At 61.9% G+C, this 15,772-nt stretch carries 15 protein-coding genes; 5 read left to right on the forward strand and 10 right to left on the reverse strand.

Going from position 1 to position 15,772, the window contains the following annotated elements:
- Positions 1-94: 94 nt before the first annotated feature.
- From MF410_RS36200 to MF410_RS36215, 4 genes are read right to left on the reverse strand one after another with little or no spacing between them, the layout of a single operon-like run.
- Positions 95-784, reverse strand: a complete 690-nt coding sequence (locus MF410_RS36200) for an ABC transporter permease (RefSeq protein WP_064832009.1) — start codon at positions 782-784, stop codon at positions 95-97.
- 13 nt (positions 785-797) lie between these two features.
- Positions 798-1,523, reverse strand: coding sequence for an ABC transporter permease subunit (locus MF410_RS36205; protein ID WP_222134957.1), 726 nt, complete (start codon positions 1,521-1,523; stop codon positions 798-800).
- A gap of 9 nt (positions 1,524-1,532) precedes the next feature.
- Positions 1,533-2,306 (reverse strand): transporter substrate-binding domain-containing protein, encoded by a 774-nt coding sequence (locus tag MF410_RS36210; protein ID WP_239621363.1) that lies wholly within the window; start codon positions 2,304-2,306, stop codon positions 1,533-1,535.
- 47 nt (positions 2,307-2,353) lie between these two features.
- On the reverse strand, positions 2,354-3,133 hold the full coding sequence (locus tag MF410_RS36215; RefSeq protein ID WP_131711178.1) for an ATP-binding cassette domain-containing protein: 780 nt from the start codon (positions 3,131-3,133) through the stop codon (positions 2,354-2,356).
- Between the two features lie 162 nt (positions 3,134-3,295).
- Here MF410_RS36215 and MF410_RS36220 point away from each other — a divergent pair, with 162 nt between their 5' ends.
- The 5 genes from MF410_RS36220 (at position 3,296) to mctP (ending at position 7,801) form a co-directional block, all read left to right on the forward strand.
- Positions 3,296-3,760 carry an Lrp/AsnC family transcriptional regulator gene (locus MF410_RS36220; protein ID WP_003577754.1) on the forward strand — a complete coding sequence of 155 codons (465 nt, stop codon included), beginning with the start codon at positions 3,296-3,298 and terminating at the stop codon, positions 3,758-3,760.
- A gap of 74 nt (positions 3,761-3,834) precedes the next feature.
- On the forward strand, positions 3,835-5,220 hold the full coding sequence (locus MF410_RS36225) for a cache domain-containing protein (RefSeq protein ID WP_183855798.1): 1,386 nt from the start codon (positions 3,835-3,837) through the stop codon (positions 5,218-5,220).
- Positions 5,217-5,888 (forward strand): response regulator transcription factor, encoded by a 672-nt coding sequence (locus MF410_RS36230; protein WP_183780065.1) that lies wholly within the window; start codon positions 5,217-5,219, stop codon positions 5,886-5,888. Before MF410_RS36225 ends, MF410_RS36230 begins: the two co-directional genes overlap by 4 nt.
- Before the next feature lie 250 nt (positions 5,889-6,138).
- Entirely contained in the window at positions 6,139-6,336 is a 198-nt protein-coding gene (locus MF410_RS36235) for a DUF3311 domain-containing protein (protein ID WP_097626160.1), read from the forward strand.
- Positions 6,326-7,801 (forward strand): sodium:solute symporter family protein, encoded by a 1,476-nt coding sequence (gene mctP / locus MF410_RS36240; RefSeq protein ID WP_222134955.1) that lies wholly within the window; start codon positions 6,326-6,328, stop codon positions 7,799-7,801. Before MF410_RS36235 ends, mctP begins: the two co-directional genes overlap by 11 nt.
- A 77-nt stretch (positions 7,802-7,878) precedes the next feature.
- Here the strand turns inward: mctP and MF410_RS36245 are convergent, their stop codons facing one another.
- The 6 genes from MF410_RS36245 to MF410_RS36270 form a co-directional block, all read right to left on the reverse strand.
- Positions 7,879-9,849, reverse strand: coding sequence for a methyl-accepting chemotaxis protein (locus MF410_RS36245; RefSeq protein WP_239621364.1), 1,971 nt, complete (start codon positions 9,847-9,849; stop codon positions 7,879-7,881).
- A 477-nt stretch (positions 9,850-10,326) separates the two neighbouring features.
- Entirely contained in the window at positions 10,327-11,397 is a 1,071-nt protein-coding gene (locus MF410_RS36250; RefSeq protein ID WP_183855800.1) for an LLM class flavin-dependent oxidoreductase, read from the reverse strand.
- Positions 11,398-11,452: 55 nt separating this feature from the next.
- Positions 11,453-12,820 carry an LLM class flavin-dependent oxidoreductase gene (locus MF410_RS36255; RefSeq protein WP_222134952.1) on the reverse strand — a complete coding sequence of 456 codons (1,368 nt, stop codon included), beginning with the start codon at positions 12,818-12,820 and terminating at the stop codon, positions 11,453-11,455.
- 20 nt (positions 12,821-12,840) lie between these two features.
- Positions 12,841-13,590, reverse strand: coding sequence for an ABC transporter ATP-binding protein (locus MF410_RS36260; protein WP_183855802.1), 750 nt, complete (start codon positions 13,588-13,590; stop codon positions 12,841-12,843).
- Positions 13,566-14,465 (reverse strand): ABC transporter permease, encoded by a 900-nt coding sequence (locus tag MF410_RS36265; RefSeq protein ID WP_183780077.1) that lies wholly within the window; start codon positions 14,463-14,465, stop codon positions 13,566-13,568. Before MF410_RS36265 ends, MF410_RS36260 begins: the two co-directional genes overlap by 25 nt.
- Positions 14,466-14,499: 34 nt before the next feature.
- Positions 14,500-15,525 (reverse strand): ABC transporter substrate-binding protein, encoded by a 1,026-nt coding sequence (locus MF410_RS36270; protein ID WP_183780081.1) that lies wholly within the window; start codon positions 15,523-15,525, stop codon positions 14,500-14,502.
- Between the last annotated feature and the right edge of the window lie 247 nt (positions 15,526-15,772).

The following is a 15,772-nucleotide window of genomic DNA, read 5'->3' on the forward strand; positions in this document are numbered from 1 at the left end:
TCACCGGCGGGCGTGCTTTTCATTTACAAAAGAGTGAGTGAGTGTTGTTCGCTCCGACAGGCGGCGGGGTTTCATAGCGGGCTCTTCCGATCGGCTAACGACGAACCGGCACTTGCGCTTCGAGACCTCGAAAGACGCGGGCAATCACTGCGGTCAGGGCGAGATAGAAGAGAGTGACGACGAGCAGCGGCTCATAGACCAGCAGCGTATCCTGACGGACCTTGTTGGCCACGGCATAGAGATCCATCACCGTCACCGTGAAGGCGAGCGGCGTCGCCTTCAGCTGCATGACGATCTCTCCGGCAATGGTCGGCAGGGCGATGCGGATGGCGCGCGGCAGCCAGATGCGGCGGGTCAGCTTCCAGGGTGACAGGCCAAAGGCCCGCCCGGCTTCAAGTTCGCCCTTGGGAACGGCAAGCAGCGCGCCGCGCAAAACCTCCGCCTCATAGGCCGCATAATTCAGCGTGAAGCTGACGGCGGCAAAGAAGAAGCCCTCGCGCAGGATCGGCCAGAATAGGCTCTGGCGGATACCGGGGATCATCGGCAGCAGCGAGCCGACCCCATAGTAGAGCAGCCAGAGCTGGATCAGCAGCGGTGTGCCGCGGAAGAAGGTGCAGTAACCGCGGGCCAGCAGCCGCGTCAGCCTGCCGCCGCTGACCTGCGCGAAGGCGAGTCCGATGGCGATGATGAAACCGAACACGACTGAGATGACCAGCAGCGCCACGGTCTGCCAGGCGCCGGTCAGAAGCAGCGGCCAATAGGAGGAAATCCAGGTGAAACTCATGGGCGCGGCTTCCTCAGGCGAGACGCGGCTGTCCGCGCCGCACCCGCCCTTCGATCAGCTTGAAGGCGACGTTGGAAACAAGGGTGATGGCGAGGTAGAGAAAGGCCGAAGCGAGGAAAAACACGAAATAGTGTTTGGTGCTTGCCCCGGCAAGCCGGGTGGCGAGCGCCAGTTCCTGGTAGCCGACGACCGCGACGAGCGCACTGTCCTTGGTGACCGACATCCAGAGATTGGCCAGCCCTGGCAGCGCGTTCGGCAAAAGCGCCGGCAGCAACACGCGGCGGAACCGCAGCATCGGCCCCATGCCAAAGGCCTTGGCCGCCTCGATCTGACCGGTGGGAATGGCGAGGATCGCGCCGCGCAGCACTTCGGTCATATAGGCGCCCTGCACGAAGCCGAGCACCGCGACGGCGGCGACGAAGCCGTTCACATTGACCGGCGGCAGGTCGAGTGCCGCCAGCAGCCGGTTGAGGCCGTCGGTGCCGGCATAATAGAGGCCGACGATGAGGATCAGTTCGGGAACGGCGCGGATGAGCGTGGTGTAGAGATCGAGCACCAGGCGCAGTGCTCGATTGCCGGAAAGCTTTCCGAGCGCGCCGCCGGTGCCGACGAGCAGGCCAATGGCGAAGGCGCAAGCCGAGATGGCGACCGTGGAGACAGCACCTGTCAAAAGAACGCCGCCCCATCCCGGAGGATAGGGAGACAGCAGATCCAGAATGCCTTGTTGAGCGGTCGCCATCGGGATTGCTTACTTCGCGCCGTAGATGTCGAAGTCGAAGTATTTCTTGGTGATCGCGTCGTACTGGCCGTTGGCGCGAACTGCAGCGATCGCCGCATTCAGCTTGGCTTTCAGCTCGGTGTCTTCTTTCCGCAGACCGCCCGAAACGCCGGCGCCGAGAATTTCCTTGTCGTCGGCGACATCTCCCATCTTGGCGCAGCAATCCTTGCCGCCGTCGCTCTTCAGGAAGGCGTCGAGTGCCAGGGAATCGCCGAAGACGTAGTCGATGCGGCCGGAGGCCAGATCCTGGAAAGCCTCGTCGAGCGTCTGGTAGGTTTTCTCCTCGGCAGCATTGGAAAAATACTTCTTGTAATATTCAGACTGGATCGTCGACACCTGGATGCCGATGGTCTTGCCCTTCACGTCTTCGGCCGTGGCGCCCGGCTTCTGGTCCTTGGGACCGATCAGGGTGCTCGGCGTGTTGTAATATTTGTCGGTGAAATCGATCACCTTCGAGCGTTCCGCCGTGTTCGACATCGACGACCAGATCACGTCGAACTTCTTGCTCTGGAGAGCCGGAATGAGACCATCCCAGGAAATGTCGACGATCGAGCATTTCTCCTTCATCTCCGTGCAGACGGCGTTCATGAAGTCGATTTCCCATCCGTGCCACTCACCCGAGGCGTCCTTGGCAAAGAAGGGCGGATAGGATTCGTTCATGACGCCGAAGCGGACTTCGGCCTGCGCGGTGACCGCGGAAAGCGCAAGTGCGGCGCCGGCAAAAAGTATGGAGAGCAGTTTCATTCGCAGGATTCTCCTGGTTCGTGGGTGTCGATGACGGCTGGTGTGGATCAATGGGCGCTGAGACGAGTGAATTCCCGGCAGCGGGCGCTGACCGGCGCCCCGAAAACCTGTTCCGGCGGCCCTTCCTCCTCGATCCGTCCCTGATGCAGGAAGAGGACACGGCTCGAAACATCCCGGGCGAAGCGCATTTCATGGGTGACGATCAGCATGGTCCGGCCTTCTTCCGCGAGATCGCGGATGACTTTCAGGACCTCGCCGACCAGTTCCGGATCGAGCGCCGATGTCGGCTCGTCGAACAGCATGACGGCGGGATCGACGCAGAGCGCTCTGGCAATCGCCGCGCGCTGCTGCTGGCCTCCGGAGAGGAAGGCGGGATAGGTGTCGCGCTTATCGAAGAGCCCAACCTTGTGGAGCAGGGCTTCCGCCTTTTCGATCGCCTCGCGCTTGGATATGCCCATGACATGCACCGGCGCCTCGATGACGTTTTCCAGCACGGTGCGATGGGCCCACAGATTGAAACTTTGAAAGACCATGCCGAGCCCCGTCCGCAACCGCTCGATCTGCCGCCAGCTCTGCGGTTGCAGCCGCCCGCCGCGACCGGCTTTCAACACGACTTCCTCGCCGTTCACCGCAATGCGCCCGCGATCCGGTGTTTCCAGGAAATTGATGCACCTGAGAAAAGTGCTCTTGCCGGAGCCCGACGAGCCGATGATCGAAATCACATCGGACTTGTATGCCTCCGTCGAGATACCCTTGAGAACCTGTTGCGAGCCGAAGCTTTTATGGAGATCTTCGACGCGAAGAGCAGGAAAGGGTTGATCCGACATGCAGGGGTCCGGCTGAACTGAGTTTGCGAAGGATAATGATAAAACAACGCGGTTTTTTCGCGCAATTATCACCTCTTTTGCATATTATGCGCAAAATAATCTTCCTCACGCTTCGACTGCGGCGAAATCTATGAAAAGCCATAACTGGAATTGGACTGGACAATGGAACAGCTGGATCGTTTTGACCGTGACATTCTCGATATCGTTCAGCGCGACTGCCAACTGAAGGCCGAAACGATCGCCGAACGGGTCGGCCTGTCTGTCTCGGCCGTGCAACGGCGGTTGAAGCGGCTGCGCGAGGAGGGGATCATCAAGGCGGAGGTCGCCGTCGTCGATCGGAAAGCGACGGGAACATCGATGGTGTTCATCGTCGGCATGGAAATCGAGCGGGACAATTACGACGCGCTGGCGAAGTTCCGCGTCTGGGCGGAGAAGCAGGATCATATCCAGCAGGTCTATTACGTCACCGGCGCCGTCGATCTGATCGCCATCGTCACCGCCCGCGACGTCGAGCACTATGACGATATCGCCGCCCTGATCATGGCTGACAATCCACAGATCCGCCGCATGCACACCAATGTCGTGCTGCGCGACGTCAAGCTCGGCCTGTTCGTGCCCCTGGAATAGCGCCGGATAAGCCGCTGGACTCGCAATCGGCAAAGGGCATAATTCCGGGCGCAAATTCTCGGGAGGAACGAGCCTTGACGTTACGACACCAGATCATCGCATTGGCGATCGTCCCGCTCGTCATTTCGATCCTTGCGATCACCACCTTCATCACCTGGCAATCGGCAAACCTCGCCAAGAACAGCATCGACACGTTCGAGCAGAACATGCTGAAGACCAAGGAAGCCGAGATCCTCAACCTGACCAATCTTGCCCTCTCCGCCATCCAGACAATCTATGACAAAGCCGGGGCCGACGACGAAGCCGCCAAGCAGCAGGTGGCTGAAATTCTGACCTCGCTCGACTACGGCAAGGACGGGTATTTCTTCGTTTACGACTACGCCGGCAACAATATCGTCCATCCGCGCCAGAGTTTCCGGCATGGCCACAATTGGCTCGACCTTACCGACCCGGATGGCGACAAGGTCATCGCCGAACTGATCGCCACGGCCAAGGCAGGCGGCGGCCTTCATCAGTACAAATGGCAGAAACCGTCGACCGGGCAGATCGCCGACAAGCTCTCCTTCGTCGTCAGCCTCGACAAATGGAACTGGGTCGTCGGCACCGGCGTCTATCTGGATGACGTCTTTGCCCAGAGTGCCGCCGCCAATGCAGTGACGCGCGCCAACATCAGACGGACCTTCGTCATCGTCGCGCTGATCGCCGTGCCTTCGGTGCTGGTCGTGTTCACCACCTGCATGCTGCTGACCTTCCATGAGCGCCGTATGGCCGACAGCCGGCTGAAGGAACTGACGCAGCGGGTCATCGACACCCAGGAAGAAGAGCGCACACGGCTGGCGCGCGAGCTGCATGACGGCATCTCCCAGACCCTTCTCGGCGTGCGTTATGCAATGGATCTCGCCGGCCGCAAGGTCAGGACCAATGTCGACGAGGCCGCGCTGACCATCGAGCGCGGCGTCGAGGCGCTGAACGGCGCCATAAAGGAAATACGGCTGCTCTCGCATGATCTGCGCCCGCGCGTGCTCGACGATCTCGGCCTGACGGCGGCGCTGGAGGCGCTCTGTCATCACTTTGCCGAACGGACGGGGATCGAGACGGAGATAGACGCCTCGGGCTTTACCGGCATGCTGAAGGCGGAAGCCAACACCGCGCTTTACCGCGTCGCCCAGGAGGCCTTCAACAATGTCGAGCGACACGCGGGCGCCTCCCGGCTTACGGTCAAGCTCTGGAGCGACGGCGGCCGCGCCCGCATGACCATCTCCGACAACGGCACCGGGTTCGCTGGCGCCAGGGATGGCGCTTCCGGCAGCTCGGGTCTCGGCCTGCGCAACATGCAGGAGCGGATGGCACACTTCCGGGGCCTGCTACTGATCGAGAGCGGCGAGGCCGGCACGACTTTGACGGCGATGATGCCGAGATCGGCCAATCTGCCCGCCGGCAAGCAGGCGGAAGCCGCATGAACGAACGCCCGAAAATCAAGGTGCTCCTGATCGACAACCATCCGCTGGTGCTGGACGGGCTGAAAGCAGTGCTCGAAACCTTCGACCATATCGAAGTAGCGGGCACTGCCGGACTGGCCCAAACCGGGCTTGATATCGCCCGGCAGGTCCAGCCGCAGGTGGTGCTGATGGACATCAACATGCCGAAGCTCAGCGGCATCGATGCGATCGAATTGTTCCGGAACGAGCTTCCGCAAACCCGCGTCGTGATGCTTTCCATGCATGACAGCCGCGAGTATATTTCCTCGTCGGTCCTGCATGGCGCCGCCGGTTATGTGCTGAAAGACGTGTCGACCGACGAGATCGTCGCGGCCATCGAGACAGTGGCGGGCGGCGGTACTTATTTCTCCTCCGGCGTCTTCGACGCGCTGATGGGTGAGCGCGTAGAAGAAGGGAGCGATCCTCTGACGCCGCGCGAGCGCGACACGCTCGGGCTGATCGTTGCCGGCAGGAGCAACCGCGAGATCGCCGAAGCGCTCGGGATAAGCGCCGCCACGGCGGAAACCCACCGCAAGAACCTCAAGAAAAAGCTCGGCATCGCCACCACGGCAGGCCTTATCCGCTATGCGCTCGACCATGGCATCGCCTCGAAAAGCGAAGGAAATCCGCGCCTACCCACTTCTGGGTAGGCCCCGGTATTTCGCCTCTGCGCCCATCTTGTGGGGATAAAACCAACGCCCTGAGGACTTCAGTCACGGCCGGCCAAGTGCCAAGCCGTTGGGAGGAATTCACATGCGTTACATCAGCTTCCGATCCGCCGGAAAAGCTCGAGCGACCCGAAACGGGCCTGCTGCCGCCGCCGGCTGAAAGACCTGCCTTCCACGCCGACAACTGGAACATGGCGACCGCCGCCGCGCGGCGCCTGAAAGGTATTCCGACATGGAAAAACCACGTAGCAAGGCAGCACTCTGGCTGCTGATCATCCCTTACATAGGTCTGCTCTGGCCATCATTTTACAATCTCCGCGAGCCGTCGCTTTTCGGCTTTCCCTTTTTCTACTGGTATCAGCTTCTCTGGGTGCCGATCACAGCGACGCTGACCTGGATCGCTTATCGGAGCGTGCGCCATGACGACTGACATCAACGGCACGGCGCTTGCCGTCTTCATCTTCTTTTTCGTCCTCGTCACGGTCATGGGCTTCGTCGCCAGCCGCTGGCGCAAGCCCGAGACGCTCGCCCACATCGATGAATGGGGTCTCGGCGGCCGCAACTTCGGCACCTGGATCACCTGGTTCCTCGTCGGCGGCGATTTCTACACCGCCTACACTGTGATCGCTGTCCCGGCACTAGTCTATACGGTCGGCGCCTACGGCTTCTTCGCGCTGCCCTATACCATTGTCGTCTATCCCTTCGTCTTCATGGTCATGCCGGTTCTGTGGAAACGCGCCAAGGATTTCGGCTATGTGACGGCCGCCGACGTCGTCCACGGCCAATACGGATCGCGCGGCCTGGAACTCGCCGTCGCTGCAACCGGCGTCATCGCCACCATGCCTTACATCGCCCTCCAGCTCGTCGGCATGACGGCGGTCCTGAAGGCGCTCGGGCTGCATGGCGAACTCCCGCTGGCGATCGCCTTCATCGTGCTGGCGCTCTATACCTATTCGGCGGGCCTGCGCGCACCGGCGCTGATCGCCTTCGTCAAGGACATCATGATCTATATCGTGGTTATCGCAGCCGTCGCACTGATCCCGTCGAAGCTCGGCGGCTACGCCAATGTCTTCGCCTCTGCCGATGCGGCCTTCCAGGCCAAGGGCTCCGGCCACCTGCTGCTCGGCGGTAACCAGTATGTCGCCTATGCCACGCTCGCTCTCGGTTCGGCGCTCGCAGCCTTCATGTATCCGCATACGCTGACGGGCATCTTTGCATCCAACAGCGGCAAGACTATCCGCAAGAACGCGATCATGCTGCCCGCCTATACGCTGCTGCTCGGCCTGTTGGCACTGCTCGGCTATATGGGCCATGCCGCCAACCTGAAGCTCGACAGCGCCAATGATGTCGTTCCGACCCTGTTCAAGACGCTGTTTTCAGGCTGGTTCTCCGGCTTCGCCTTCGCGGCGATCGCCATCGGCGCACTGGTGCCGGCGGCGGTAATGAGCATTGGTGCGGCCAACCTCTTCACCCGCAATTTCTGGAAGGCCTATGTCGACCCCAAGGTCAGCGACGCGGGCGAGGCCAAGGTCGCGAAGGTGACGTCGCTGGTGGTGAAGGTCGGGGCACTGCTTGTCATCATCTTCCTGCCGACGCAGTTCGCACTCGACCTGCAACTGCTCGGCGGCATCTGGATCCTGCAGACGCTTCCGGCCCTGGTTTTCGGCCTCTACACCAACTGGTTCCGTGCACCCGCCCTGCTGGCCGGCTGGTTCGTCGGCTTCTGCGGCGGTACCTTCCTCGTCTGGGATGCCGGCTGGAAGCCGCTGCATATGATCAGCCTCGGCGGTGAACCCTTCACCGTCTATACCGGGCTGCTGGCGCTGGCGGCAAACATCGCCGTCGCGGTGGTGATCAATGCCCTGCTTCCGGCCAAGGTTCCGGCTCGGGCGTAAGACAAAAATACGAAGGGCAGCAAACGCTGCCCTTTGTCCTTTTATTTTTCAGCAGAAGCTGAGGAGAGGTTGGGCGATCAAAACTCCTCCCAATCGCCAACCAATGCCGCATTGCCCTGGGTGGCATTCCCCTGGAACGACCTGCCCACCTTGGCGATCATCTGGCGTGCCGGCGAGGCCACGGGTTGAGCATGCTGTGCCGGGGCCGCCGGCTGCGATACGCGCTTCGGTGCTGCTACTCCGCCAATGTTGAACTGGCTGAGCAACTGGAACAATGCATCGGCTTCCTTGGCGAGGTTATGAGAGGCGGCTGTCGCTTCTTCCACCATGGCGGCGTTCTGCTGCGTGCCCTGGTCCATCCTGTTGACGGCGGTATTGATCTCTTTCAGTCCTTTCGCCTGCTCTTGCGAAGCGCCGACGATCGCGCCGACATTGCCGTCGACCTGCTGCACCTGCGCCGCAATCTCCTGCAGGGCCTTTCCGGTCTCGCCAACCAGGGCGACGCCGTTTTTCACGTGGCCGTTCGAAGCGTTGATCAGTTCCTTGATTTCCTTTGCCGCCTTGGCGGAACGCTGCGCCAATTCGCGTACTTCCTGGGCAACGACGGCAAAGCCCTTGCCGGCTTCACCGGCGCGGGCGGCTTCGACGCCGGCATTCAGCGCCAAGAGGTTGGTCTGGAAGGCGATCTCGTCGATGACGCCAATGATGCTGCCGATTTCGGTGGCGGAGGATTCGATCTTGCCCATGGCGTCGACCGCATCCCGCACGACACTGCCCGAGCGTTCCGCATTGTCCTTGGTCTTGCGAACCAACTGGCCTGCTTCCTGAGCCTTGTTGCTCGAGTCGGCGACGGTGGTGGTGATCTCTTCAAGGGCAGCGGCGGTTTCTTCGACGGAGGCGGCCTGCTGTTCGGTCCGTTTGGCGAGATCGTCCGAAGCGGAGCGGATCTCTTGCGCGCCGGCTGCGATGGCGCTGGCGTTCTGGGAAACCTTCTGCATGGCGGCGCGCAGCTTTTCGACGGCGGCATTGAAGTCGGCTCTGAGCTTTTCGAGGGACGGAATGAACGGCGTGCCGATCTGCTGCGTGAGATCGCCATCGGCCAGCGCCTGCAATGCAGTACCAAGCTGGCCGACCGCTCGGTCCGTCTGCTCGGCAAGGGTGCGGCGTTCATCGGCATCCTGTTCGAGTCGATGCCGTTCCGCGACCGCCCGCTTGGCTTCCGTGTCGGCTTCCCGCTCAGCCTTTGCCGAAATGGCATCGCGCAGGCCGGCGACGGCGCGCGCAAGCGTGCCGATCTCATCGCCGCGCGCTTCGAGGCGGCGATCGCCATCGAGATTGCCTTCCGCCATCGCCTTCAGCGAAAGCTGCAGTTTTGCCAGCGGGCCAACGATCGTACGCGCGGTAATCGCAGCCGCAACGATCGAAAGAAGAGCTGCGATGCCGAGCGCCGTCAGGACCATCGGCTTGAAGCCGCTCGCCGTGCTGCGGACCTCACCGCCGATCGATTTGTTATATGCTTCCTGGTAGTCGATGAATTTGTTGATGGCGCCGAGCCAGGCAACGAAGGCCGGTCTTGCCTGTTCGAGCAGGATCTTGCGGGCAGCCTCGCCATCACCCTTTTCCTGCAGCGCAATGATCTGGGCGACCAGGGGATTGGTTTTCGCCTGGATGTCGGCGATCTCGCTCAGAATGGTCTTTTCCTGATCCGTCGCACCCGCCGGCGATGCAACCATCTCCGCCATGCGTTTTTCGTTTTCGGCGTAGGAGGCCGCGAGCTTTTCGATCAATGCCTCGGCCGCCTTGCGTTCATCGGCGGACGTCACCAGGGTCACATCGCGAATGGCGATCGCCCGATCGTGCACGCTGCCGCGATAGTTGATGGCAAAGCGCTGCTTGACGCTGTTGACGTCGTTGATCGTTCCGAGATTGTTGTTGATCTCCGCGACCTGCACCGCCGAGTAGATGCTGAGGCCGGCCATCAGCACGATCAGAAAGCTGAAACCAAGGGCGAGACGCATCGCGATCCCGAAACTCTTAATGCTGTTCATTCGCGCGCTCCATCGTGTCGGCGAGGTTTAAAGGTGTCTGTGACCAGGATCTGTCCCCGAACGCCTCCGCCGGCCACCACTACACGCGTCGCCTCCAAAGCGGGCGCGCGTCAGGGTACCAACGTCGATTTCATGCGGGATTTCGGGATACCTGGCCGGCCATCATGGCGTAGGTGACGATCCTCAGAACGTCGCTCCGATATGCTTAAAAATAGGAGGAGATATTTTAGAGAGTGTAAACGAAGCCCACAGGGCGTCATTATGCTGCGATTTTTGTATATTTCGTCGTATTTGCTGCAGAACCACGAATGGTCGGAGGTGACCCCATGGCTCGAAGTCACCTGTTCGATCGGCCTGACTGTCGGTCCTTGGCCAATACTTGGAGGCGGCGCTGCAGGTGGCCGACGCCAATCTCTGCGCCGCCAAGAATACCGGCCGCAAACGATACGTGTCGATGGCGAGCTGTCGCCTCCTGCTTCAGTCGCGCAGTAGCGGCAAGAGCTGATCGCCTTGCCGCTTGATCTCGGAGAGATAGGGCGTGTCGGACAGCACGAAATGCGTGATCCCGAGATCCTGGTATTTGCGCAGCGAGCGGGCGACGTCTGCCGGTGAACCGACCAGCCAGGTGGTGCCGGCACCGCCGCCGCCGAACCTGCCCGGCGCGGTATAGAGATTGTCGTCGAGGACGTCGCTGCGTTCATGGAGAGCAAGCAGCCGCTGCTGGCCGACGGCGAGCACGCGCTGGTGATCGTGCCAGCCGGTGCCCTTGCTCCTTGCCATCTCGGCGACCTTCGCCTCGGCGTCGGCCCAGGCCTCATCCGTCGTGTCGCGAACCAGCGTCGTTATCCGTAGCCCGAATTCCAGCGGCGGGAGGTCGCGGTCGAGAGCACGGCTCAGCCCCTTGAGCCGTCCGATCCGCTCGCGGACGCCCTCGAGCGGCTCGCCCCAGAAAAGCTGGACATCAGCCTCGGTGGCCGCCACCCGTTCGGCCGCTTCCGAGGCGCCGCCAAAATAGAATTTCGGATGCCGGCGGTTGCCGCGAACCTCGATGCGCGGCACCACGGTGGATTCGGCGACCCGGAAATGGTCGCCTGCCGAGGTGACGTTTTCTTCGGTCCACAGCCTGCGGACCAGCCGCATGAATTCCTTGGTCCTGGCATAACGATGCGCCTGGTCGCCCTCGCTGTCGCCATAGGCGGCCAGATTGTCCTTGCCCGAGACGATGTTGATCCGCACCCGGCCGCCAGTCAGATGGTCGAGCGTTGCCGCCGCGGAAGCGAAGTTCGCCGCCCGCCAATAACCCGGCCGGATCGCAATCAGCGGCTCGAAGCTGGTGGTGCGCGCGGCGAGCGCGGCCGCGACGGTGAACGTGTCGGGACGGCCCCAGCCGGTGCCGATGAGCGCGCCCTTCCAGCCATGCTCTTCCAGCGCCTTCGCGTGGCTGGTCAGCGTGTCGAGGCTGTTGTGGTTGTCGACGGCGGAATCTCCGCGATGACCTGCTCTGACGTCGTTGGGAATATACCAGAGAAATTCGGAATGCTTGCTCATGCGATGCCGGTTTATTCGGGATTGGAAGAAGGAGGCCAAGGAAAGACCGGGAAGATCATACGGCTGCCTGTGCTGCCTGCGCCTGAAGCGCAAAACCGTTCGGCGGGCGCTGGAGGCCCAGATTCTCCCGCAGCGTCGTGCCTTCATATTCATGCCGGAACAGGCCACGCCTGCGCAGGATCGGCACGACCTGATCGACAAAGTCGGTGAGAGCCGTGGGCAGGATCGGCGGCATGATGTTGAAGGCGTCGGCGGCACCATTCTCGAACCAGATCTGCATCGCATCGGCAATCTGCTCGGGCGTTCCGACGACAGTGCGATGGCCGCGCGCGGTGGCGACCGCCAGATAGAATTGGCGCAGCGTCAGATGATTGCGCGAGACGAGGTCGGAAACCAGCTTGAGGCGGCTTTTGTTGAGTTCGGTATTGTCAGGCAGGGGAGGGGCGAGATCATCAAGCGAATAGCCGGAAAGATCGACGCCCCTATAGTGGCGGGCAAGGATATTCCAGGCGATAGCGGGATGCACCAGCGATTGGATATACTCATAATTCGCTTGAGCTTCCGCCTCCGTACCGCCGAGAACAGGGAATATGCCGGGACTGATCAGGAGGTCGTCCGGCCGCCGCCCGTAACGGGCAAGCCGCCCCTTGACGTCGGAATAGAATTCCTGGGCATCCTCGATCGTTTGGTTGGCGGTAAAGATCATCTCGGCGGTGCGTGCGGCAAGCTCGCGTCCGGGTTCCGATGCGCCAGCCTGCACGATGACGGGATAGCCCTGCACCGGACGGCCGACATTGAGCGGACCCGCCACCGAGAAGAACTTGCCCTTGTGATTGACGAGATGCACCTTGTCGGGATCGAGATAGACCCCGCTTTGCTTGTCGCGGATAAAGGCATCGTCCTCGTAGGAATCCCACAATCCCTTCACCAGGTCGACGAATTCCTCGGCCCGCTCATAACGATCGGCATGGGCGGGATGGCCTGCGATCGAAAAGTTCTTCGACACGTCGGCGCCCGTCGTGACGACGTTCCATGCGGCACGGCCCTTGGAGATATAATCCAGCGACGCGAATCTGCGGGCGAGAAGATAGGGGTCCTCGTAGGTCGTCGATGCCGTGGCGACGAAGCCGATATGACTGGTCGCCTGGGAGAGGGCGGCCCAGAGTGTCAGCGGCTCGAAATGAGCGCCCTGGGCAATGCGGCGAAACGCTTCCGGATCCGCGGCCCGCTCCCATCCCGCCGGGCTGTCGGCGACGAAGACGAGATCGAATTTCCCGCGTTCGGCGGTCTGCGCCAGGTCCCGGTAGTGATCGATATTGAGGCCGGCATCGGCCTGCGCATCCGGATGGCGCCAGGCGGCGATATGATGGCCGGTCGCCATGATAAAGGCGCCGAGCCGCATTTGCCGTTTCGATGTGCTCATTGGCTTGCTTCGCCGCTATATCAGGCTGCTCTGCGGCCGGGGACGCTGACCCCGAGCCGGCCGAGAAGATGGCTTCGGAACTCTGCAAAACGCGGATCGCTGTGATCGCGCGGCGCCGGCAGATCGATCCTGAGATCCTCGATGAGCCGGCCTTCGTCGAGAACCAGAATCCGGTCCGCCAGCGAGATTGCCTCGTCGACGTCATGGGTGACGAGCAGCACGGCGGGACGGTGCCTTGCACATAATTCCCGCAGCAGATCGTGCATCTTCAGCCGGGTCAGCGCGTCGAGCGCGCCGAAGGGTTCGTCGGCGAGAAGCAAGGCCGGCTCGCGCACCAGGGAACGGGCAAGCGCGACCCTCTGCTGCTCGCCGCCGGAAAGCTGGTTCGGCCATGCCGTTTCCCGCCCCGCGAGTCCCACTTCCGCCAAAGCCTTCCTGCCGCCTTCCTGGCCGGTGGCGCGGGGCAGGCCGAGCGTGACGTTCTGGATGGCGCTGCGCCAGGGCAGCAGGCGGGCATCCTGGAAGACCACGGAAAGCCTTTCCGGCGTCTCAAGCGTGCCGCTTCCCTCCACACCGTGATCGAGACCGGCAAGGGCCCTGAGGAATGTGCTCTTGCCGGAGCCGCTGCGGCCGAGCAGGGCAACGAATTCGCCTTCTTCGATATCGAGATCGACACCGTCGAGGATCGTCTTCGCTGCAAACCGGCGGACGAGGTTTCGCACATGGACGGCCGTGGCCGCCGGCTTCAGTTTGCCAGGGTGCGGCGCCATGAGAGAGCCCTCCGTTCGATGAGGCGGACGAGGCCGTCCGAGACGAGACCCAGGAGCACATAGACCACCAGGCCGACGAGGATGACATCGGTCTGCCCGTAATTGCGGGCGAGATCGATCATGTAGCCGAGCCCGCTGGTGGCGTTGATCTGCTCGACGACGACAAGGGAAACCCAGCAGAGGGTGACGGCAAAGCGCAGCCCCAGCAGGAAACCGGGCAAAGCGCCCGGCAGCACCACTTGGAGGATGAAGTCCTTCTGGCTCATGCGCAGCGTCTCGGCCAGTTCGACATAGCGACTATCGATGCTGCGCAGCGCATTGTGGGTGTGGATGTAGATCGGCACGATGACGGCAAGCACGATCGTCGTAACCTTCATGCTCTCGCCGATGCCGAACCACAGGATGAGCAAGGGGATCAAGGCGAGCGTGGGTATCGCCCGCTTGATCTGAACCGGTCCGTCGATCAGCGCCTCGCCGATCCGGGAAAGACCGGCGATGACGGCCAGGATCGTTCCGATCAGCAAACCGATGCCGAGGCCGAGCAGAGCGCGCGTCGCTGACGTCACGAAATTGTCCTGCAGGCGGCCCTGTTCCAAAAGCCGCGCGAAAGCCTCGACGACCGTCCACGGTGCCGACAGGATACGCGGGTCGATCCATCCGAGCGCCGAGCCGGCGACCCAGGCCAAGACAAGCAATGCCGGTCCGATCTGCAGCCCGAAAGGTATCGCCGGGCCGGGACCCAGCCTGCGCCGGGCGCGCGCGCCGGCAGAGCCGGGAAGACCAACCGGCCTTGCCGCGCGTAAACCCGCCGGCGCAATTCTGCCACCTGACCTCAGGGACAGGTTCGCTTCATCTGCATCCCAAATGGTTGCCATGCTTGAAATCTCCTCCTGAATGGAATGGGGAACGTTAAAGGCCCTTGGCCAAAGCCGCCGCACCCAGCTTTTCGAAGCGATTGTCGAAAATCTGCTCCACGTCGAACGGCTTGTAACCGAGCTCGTCCGCTAGCAGGTTGATCGTTTCCTGATGACGCTTCTTCACCTCGCTCCAATCGGAGGGAACGATCTGCTCCCCGGTCATCTTGACGAGATATTCCCCGTCGTCCTGGCTGAGGCCCTGCTGACCGACGTAATATTCCTTGATCCAGAGGTCCGGGTTGCGGTTCACCCATTCGGTGGCGCGCGCCCACAGGCCGACATATTCAGCGAGGGCAGCCGCCTTGGCGGGATCATCCAGAACCCATTGCGGAGCATAAAGATGGCCGGGATCATCGCGCAGCCCATGCTCGAGGAGAGTTGCGCCATCCGGCCCGTATTGCGTGATGTAGCGCCTGATATAGACGCTGCCGAGCGGCGCGATGTCGACCTGTTTGCCCGCCAAGGCCTTCGGATAGACATCGCCGGTGCTCGGCAATTCCACGAGAGTGACGTCGCTGCTCTTCAGGCCGGCGGTGTGAAGCGCGCGCAGGACGAGAGTGCCCTGGGCCTGACCGGGGCTAAACGCGATGCGCTTGCCGCGGAAATCAGAGAGCGTCTTGACGTCGGCGCCAGGCGCGATGCCGAAGCGGTAGATCGGATTGGCGATCGGGTCGCGGCGTTCGCGATAGGCGATGTTGCGGACCGGCAGGTTGTTCCAGTTGGCGAAGATCGAGGGGATCTCGGCCACCGAGCCGACGTCGAGCGCATGGGCGCGGAAGGCTTCCGATGTCTGCGGTCCGCCGCTGATATTGGCCCATTTCACTTCGAAAGTGAGCTCCTTGTCGAGGCCAGACACTTCGAGAGCCTTCTGCGTGACCGGGTCGCCGATCGTCAGCACGGTGCCCGGCGGCACTTTAGCAAGGAGGGGCGCGTCGGCCTGGGCTGCGGCCGGATTGTGAATGGCGCCGAAGCCAAGCAGACTGAACAACGCGATTTTGAATGCTTTTGCCAATGTCATCGTCGATCTTCCCGTTTCGGATTGCTGATTGCAGGAACGATGCACGGTAAGATGGAACATTATCCACTAAATCTATAGACTATTTAATTCAATAATCACGTCGCTGATAAAAAATTGTGCCAAAGCTCGGGTCGCTGGCCCGATTGGGCGCCCCCGAGGATTGCCGATGCCCAGACGAAAAAAGGCGCCTGAGACATATGCCGCAGGCGCCTTGTGGTCACTCCAGTCTTCGACTGTGTCTTGAAGC

This window comes from Rhizobium sp. C104 (assembly GCF_022354505.1).
Lineage (GTDB): Bacteria > Pseudomonadota > Alphaproteobacteria > Rhizobiales > Rhizobiaceae > Rhizobium > Rhizobium redzepovicii.